This window comes from Streptomyces sp. NPDC036813, assembly GCF_055609245.1.
This window is the reverse complement of the sequence record NZ_JBVJPV010000029.1, coordinates 1-6,423: the sequence shown is the minus strand read 5'-3', so window position 1 is coordinate 6,423 and position 6,423 is coordinate 1. Positions and strand designations below refer to the sequence as shown.

Here is a 6,423-nt window from a genome sequence, read left to right as displayed (position 1 = left end):
ACCGTGGGGGGGGTGCCGTGTGCCCGGTCCCAGCGATTTCGCGGGGGGGCGCGGGGGGGGGGGGGCGCCCGGGGGGGGGGCCCCCCCCGCCCGCCCCCCCCCCCCCCCGGGGCGCGCCCCGCGTCCGGGTGTTTCAGCAACTGTGCCCGGTGCTCGAGCGGGTAGAACCTGCGGGAGGCGCCACGGGCTTCGGTGACGCCGTCTGTGTACAGCAGCAATTGGTCGCCGGGGCCGAATGCCACCGTGTAGGGCGACGGCGGTTCGCCTTCGAGCGCGCTGAGTCCGAGCGGCAGCGCGTAGGTGGGCGGCTCCGGGAATTCGGCGGTTCCGTCGGTTCGCACAATCATGGGGGCCGGGTGTCCGTGGTTGAGGAAGACGGCCTGATGGTTCGAGCCGATCTCGGCGAGGATGGCGGTGACGAACTTCTCCCCCTGCAGTTCCCGCATGATGCTGCGCTCGAGCCGAGCGCCGACACCCGACAGATCCGGTTCGTCGTGCGCGGCCTCCCGGAAGGCGCCCAGCACCACGGCGGCCGTCTCCACGGCGGCCAGCCCCTTGCCCTGCACGTCGCCCACGATGACGCGCACACCGTGTGGTGATGCCACCACCTCGTACAGATCGCCACCGATCCTGGCCTCGGCCACGGCCGAGGTGTACGACACTGCCGCCTGGAGCGGGCCGGCCGTCAGCGGGACCGGACGCAGGAGCACACGCTGTGCGGTTTCCGCGATCGAGCGAACACTGGCCAGCTCCGCATCGCGCTGCCCGCGCATCACGGCGGCGGCGACGCCGGCGCCGGTCACCCCGGCGACCGAGGCCATCGCGGTGATCACCCGGCGTCTTTCCAACTGTCCGTCGTAGGATCCCAGTCCCAAGCACAGCAACAGCGCCGCCGAACCGATGACCACGGTGCGCCGCCAGCTGCCGACCAGCCCGGCGAAGGCGGGCCCGAGGGAGACCAGCGGCAGGAACCCGATCTCCGGGCCGGCCGAGACGTCGACGACGGCCACGACGGCCATGACCGCAACCGGCATCCAGGCCAGCATGGTGGAACTCGACGGCGTTCTCTCCACGGACATGGCGTGCTCCAGCAATTACATTCACGAGGTGGTCCTGGAGGTCGTGGGCCGGGGACCGGACCGGGGTTCGTGGATCGTCGCCTCCGGTTTCGGGCCGTCGGCGGACTGGTATCGCAATCTGCGTCGGCAGCCTCATACCCTGATCCTGGTCGGCAACCGTCACATACCCGTCACCGCCCACTTCCTCCCAGCGGACGAGGGCGCCGAGATCATGGCCCGCTACGCGCCGCGGCACCCGCGCCTCGCTCGCCGTCTGTGCGCGTTCATGGGTGTCCCCGTCGACGGCAGCCCGTCCTCCTACCGCGAAGCCGGCCGGTACATTCCGTTCGTACGCTTGCAGACGGCGTCTCGGCCCGCGCAAAGGGGCCGTTGAGCGGTTGCGAGCCTGCGACCTCAGGACAGCCCCCGGCGTGATGACCACACCGGCCGACCCCGTAGGCGGGTGTCGCTGCCGGAGTGACACCTCGGGGACTGCGCTGAAACTCGCTTGTGGTCAGGCGTCGCGTCTGGCGGCGGTGTCCGTCCAGCCCAGCGGATACACCTCCAGGTCGTCGGCAGCCGGAGCCGGGGGCTCTCCGCCGGCCTCGTTGAAAGCCGTCAACGCTTCCACCAGAGCAACCTGCTGGCCCGGGTCCAGCCGTTCCACTATCGCGGCGATCTCCGAACGGCGTCGCGCCGTGACCTCGGCGACCGTGCGCCGCCCCTCTTCGGTCAACTGCAGCAAGGTCTCACGCCGACTGTCCGGGTTGATCTGCCGGTCCGCCAGTCCCGCGGTTATCAGCCGGTCGACCATCCGCATCGCGGTGGAGGGTGCCACCTGGAGCAGCTCGGCCAGCCCCACCAGCTTCATGGCTCCCCGCGTGGACAGCACGACCAGCATGCGGAACTGCGGGACGGTGATCTTCTCCTCGACTGCGGCCAACGACCGTGCCGACACTGCCACCAACAGCCTGGACGCAGTCAGCACCGCCCGGGTGACCGCATCAACGTCATTCACACCCTCGGTGAGGGTCTCACGCTCCCGCATGAATCCTTTCTATCGCGCGACGCGGCACCGACTCACCAGTCCTCCCGACTCTGCTGCCGTCCGGTGTGGCTCCGGTGACGCTGAGATCTCGCTGTGCAGCCGCGGACAGCCGGACGTTCGCGTCGGCAGGCAAGGCATGCCGCTAGGACCTGCCAGCCGTTCAAGCCGCAGGAGCACGAGCCGGACGGCTGCACGCGCCAGGACCATGATCAGGCACACAGGTCGCTAGTGAGTTGTCCGAAGGGGGCGACGACGTCGTCGGGGTCATCCGTACCGACAACCTTGGTACGCGAGGCCCTCTCGGGGGAGCACAGCGCGCGGGTGAAGGCCTCCGGGTCTGCCGGGCCCCGGCATGGTCGCCGCCGTCGCCGCACTCCATGGTCGGCCGTGTCGCACGGGATTTCGCGACACGCGCCCGGACGAGAGGAGGAACGGGCTGTGCACGGCAACCCGCTGCACCACTGGCCGGCTCTGGCGGTCTCCAGCGTGCCCCTGCTGCCGCTGTCGATTGTGATGCTGAGCAGATGGGTTCCGCCCTGGATGCGTGAGTGCGCCGGCGGATCGAGAATGCGATCCGGTGCGCTCCTGTCCCTCTACACGGCCACTCCGGCCAATGGCGTGCCCCGGTTGGTCAACGCTCGCACCACGCCACCTCTCCTCGCTGCCGCGCTTGTTGCGGCGGATTTCATGATGGCGGCTGCTGCGCGGACAAGGACATGCCAGTGCTCGGCGGTAAGAAGGCGTCGGTTGTTGCCGTCGCTGCAGTCAGGGACGTCCGCAGGCAGCCTTGTTTCTCCGGTCCCGGTCAGAGGTTCTTGGCCGGCCAGTCGAGGAGCCGGGCGCCGATGACCGCGGTCTGCAGCATGTAGCGGTGGGCAGGTTCGGTGGGGTTGGCGCCGGTGAGTTTGTGGATGCGTTCGAGGCGGTAGGTCATGGCCCGCACGCTGAGGGAGAGGCGGCGCGCGGCCTCGGCGGCGACGCAGCCGGAGTCGAAGTAGGCGGTGAGCGTGTCGAGGAGTGGCTCGGCGCCGCCGCGGGCTGTGGTGAGCGGGCCGAGGGTGCCGAGGACGAGGTCGGCCATGGCCTGCCGGTCGCGGGTCAGGACCGGGTAGACGAGCAGGTCGGCGGCGCGCAGTACTGGGTCGTCCAGGCCCAGCCGCTCAGCCAGTTCGAGGGCGTTCAGGGCTTCCTCGTACGACTGGACGACCCCGCCGGGTCCGGGCTGCGGGCGGCCGATGGCGACCGTGCCGCCGTCGGTGGCGGCGTGGGCCTGCTTGGCGAAGTAGGGGAGGACCTCGTCCTCGTGGCCGGGGGCGATGCACAGCAGCCGGCCGTCCTTCGTGGTGAGCAGGACGTTGCGGTTTCCGAAGCGGGCCAGCAGCGCCTGTTCCACCTGCCGGGCGACCTGGGTGCCCTCGTCGTAGGTCACCGGGCCCTCCGCGACGGCGACGGCGTGGGCGTGGGAGAGGCGCAGTCCGAAGCGTTCGGCGCGTTCGGCGAGGCGGCCGAGGTCACTGCGGCCGTAGAGCAGGTCGTCGATGAACTCCCGGCGTACGGCCTCCTCCTGGCGCACGGCGAGGTGCTGGGCGCGTTCGTAGCCTTCGGCGAAGGCGTCTATCACCTGCTGCAGGGCGGCCAGGGTGCTGTCGAGTGAGCCGGGGCTCTGCGGGCGGACGGTGCGTGCGGCGGTCAGGTGGGCGCTGACGAGGGCCCGCAGCCCGTATTCGGCCTTTGCCGCCTGCTCGCCCAGGCTCCGCCGGGACTCGATCTCTTCCCGCGTGAGGCGGCGGCCCGTTGCCGAGACATCGGCCAGGATGGGGGCATAGCCGTCCAGATACTGCTCGGGAATGTCCCGCCCCGTCACGCCGCCCCCAGAATCTTGACGTGCCGATGACGTCTTCTTAGCGGGTCACCGGCATGCAGACCCTAGTGAACACTGCCGGACATCGGCAATGCGCGGACGTGCACCGGTCGCTCATCATGACTCGCGGGGAGCACTGCGGAGGGTTTCGGTGCCGGACACCGGCAGGTGTCCCGGCACCGGAACCCGCACCTAAGCGGTGCACCGTTCACTGACGCGCGCCTGTCTCGTCGACCGCTTCTGCCTCAAGGACGTATGCCATGTCTGTCATCGGCGTGCTCGCAGCCGCCTTCCTCCTCCTCGTCGCCGTCGTACTGATGGTCGTTTCCCGGCTGTTCCGCAAGGTGGAGCAGGGCAAGGCGCTGATCGTCTCCAAGATGCGGAAGGTCGACGTGACCTTCACCGGGCAGGTTGTGCTGCCGGTGCTGCACAAGGCCGAGGTCATGGACATCTCGGTGAAGACGATCGAGATCACCCGGGCCGGCAAAGAAGGGCTGATCTGCAGGGACAACATCCGCGCGGACATCCGGATCTCGTTCTTCGTCAAGGTCAACCAGACCGTGCAGGACGTCATCAAGGTCGCCCAGGCCGTCGGCACCCAGCGGGCGAGCGACCAGCGGACCCTGCAGGAGCTGTTCCACGCGAAGTTCTCCGAGGCGCTGAAGACCGTCGGCAAGCAGATGGACTTCACCGACCTCTACACGCAGCGTGAGGAGCTGCGGTACAAGATCATCGAGTTGATCGGTGTCGACCTCAACGGCTACCACCTGGAGGACGCGGCGATCGACTACCTGGAGCAGACGCCGCTCACCCAGCTCGACCCCGCCAACGTGCTCGATGCCCAGGGTATCCGGAAGATCACCGAGCTGACGGCGATCGAGCATGTGCGCACCAACGAGTACCAGCGCACCGAGGAGAAGGAGATCACCCGGCAGAACGTCGACGCCCGGGAGGCCATCCTGGAGCTGGAGCGCCGTCAGACCGACGCCGAGATCAAGCAGCGCCGGGAGATCGAGACCTCCCGGGCCCGTGAGGAGGCCGAGACCGCGCGGGTGGTGGAGGAGGAGCGGCTGCGCGCCCAGTCCGCCTTCCTGCGCACCGAGGAGCAGCTCGGTGTGCAGCGGGAGAACCAGGCCCGTGAGGTCGCCGTCGCCGCGAAGAACCGCGAGCGGGTCATCGCCGTCGAGAACGAGCGCATCGAGAAGGACCGCCTGCTGGAGGTCATCGCCCGGGAGCGGGAGACCCGGCTGACGCAGATCGCAGCGGAGAAGGAGGTCGAGGCCGAGAAGCGGGACATCGCCGAGGTCATCCGCGAGCGCGTCGCTGTGGACCGCACGGTCGCCGAGCAGGAGGAGGCCATCAAGAAGCTGCGTGCCGTGGAGGAGGCGGAGCGGCAGCGGCAGGCCGTGGTCATCGCCGCCGAGGCCGAGGCGCAGGAGAAGCTCGTCAAGGACATCAAGGCCGCGGAGGCCGCCGAACAGGCCGCCGTCCACCGCGCCGCGGAGGAAATCACCCTCGCGGAAGCCCGGCTGAAGAGCGCCGACCTCGACGCACAGGCCAAGCTGCGGCTCGCCGAGGGCGTCCAGGCGGAGTCCGCCGCCGAGGGGCTGGCCACCGTGCAGATCCGCGACAAGGAGGCCGAGGTCATCGAGAAGGCCGGCCGTGCGGAGGCCGAGGCCACCCAGGCGCGGCTGCGCGCCGAGGCCGAGGGCGTGCGGGCCAGGGCCCTCGCCGAGGCGACGGCCATCGGGGAGAAGCTGAAGGCGGAGGCCGCCGGCCTCACCGAGAAGGCCGCGGCGATGGCCGCCCTGGACGAGGCGTCCCGCGGACACGAGGAGTACCGGCTGCGGCTCCAGGCGGAGAAGGACATCCGGCTGGCCTCCCTGGAAACCCAGCGGCAGATCGCCGAGGCGCAGGCCACCGTTCTCGCCACCGGTCTGGAGAACGCCGACATCAGCATCGTCGGCGGCGAGTCGGTCTTCTTCGACAAGCTGGTCGGATCGATCGCGCTCGGCAAGGGCGTCGACGCCTTCGTCCAGCACTCCGAGACCGCGCAGACACTGGCCAGGCCCTGGCTGGACGGCACGTCGAGCTTCACCGACGACCTCGCTCGCATCCTGGGCTCGGTCTCGACGGCCGACGTGCAGAACCTCACCGTCTCGGCCCTGCTGATGCGGCTGATGAAGTCGGGCGGCACGAACGCCGGGCACCTCCAGCAGCTCCTCGACAAGGCGGGTGAACTCGGCCTCGCCGACACCCCGCTCACCGCCCTCAACGGCACGGCCAGGGTCTGACCAGGGCCAGGTGGTGGGGGGGGGGGGGGGGCCGGGGGGGCGCCCCCCCCCCCCCCCCCCCCCCCCCCCCCCCCGCCCGGGGGGCGGGGGGGGGGGGGTTGAGCAAAATGATAAATAATAAAAATAAATAATTTTTTGTTATTGTGGTGGGTGTGGAAGGGG

At 69.8% G+C, this 6,423-nt stretch carries 5 protein-coding genes; 2 read left to right on the top strand and 3 right to left on the bottom strand.

The genetic code is table 11. From position 1 onward, the window contains the following. The coding region (locus ACZ67Q_RS37755) for a PP2C family protein-serine/threonine phosphatase (protein ID WP_471191641.1) at positions 1-1,079 on the bottom strand (1,079 nt) is incomplete at its 3' end. Here ACZ67Q_RS37755 and ACZ67Q_RS37750 point away from each other — a divergent pair. Further along, the gene (locus ACZ67Q_RS37750; protein ID WP_471191638.1) at positions 1,045-1,452 is read left to right on the top strand and encodes a nitroreductase/quinone reductase family protein; all 408 of its coding nucleotides are present in this window, start codon (positions 1,045-1,047) and stop codon (positions 1,450-1,452) included. The two genes, ACZ67Q_RS37755 and ACZ67Q_RS37750, sit on opposite strands and share 35 nt — an antisense overlap. A gap of 120 nt (positions 1,453-1,572) precedes the next feature. Here the strand turns inward: ACZ67Q_RS37750 and ACZ67Q_RS37745 are convergent, their stop codons facing one another. Next, positions 1,573-2,106 (bottom strand): MarR family winged helix-turn-helix transcriptional regulator, encoded by a 534-nt coding sequence (locus ACZ67Q_RS37745; RefSeq protein ID WP_471191636.1) that lies wholly within the window; start codon positions 2,104-2,106, stop codon positions 1,573-1,575. A gap of 805 nt (positions 2,107-2,911) precedes the next feature. Beyond that, positions 2,912-3,970, bottom strand: a complete 1,059-nt coding sequence (locus ACZ67Q_RS37740) for a PucR family transcriptional regulator (RefSeq protein ID WP_471191633.1) — start codon at positions 3,968-3,970, stop codon at positions 2,912-2,914. A 257-nt stretch (positions 3,971-4,227) separates the two neighbouring features. Between ACZ67Q_RS37740 and ACZ67Q_RS37735 the strand changes: the two genes are divergently transcribed. Next, positions 4,228-6,261, top strand: a complete 2,034-nt coding sequence (locus ACZ67Q_RS37735) for a flotillin family protein (RefSeq protein WP_471191630.1) — start codon at positions 4,228-4,230, stop codon at positions 6,259-6,261. Positions 6,262-6,423: the final 162 nt, after the last annotated feature.

Coding starts and splice junctions, on each gene's coding strand:
- ACZ67Q_RS37750 (WP_471191638.1), top strand. CDS start 1,045: ATGGTGGAACTCGACGGCGTTCTCTCCACGGACATGGCGTGCTCCAGC.
- ACZ67Q_RS37735 (WP_471191630.1), top strand. CDS start 4,228: ATGTCTGTCATCGGCGTGCTCGCAGCCGCCTTCCTCCTCCTCGTCGCC.
- ACZ67Q_RS37745 (WP_471191636.1), bottom strand. CDS start 2,106: ATGCGGGAGCGTGAGACCCTCACCGAGGGTGTGAATGACGTTGATGCG.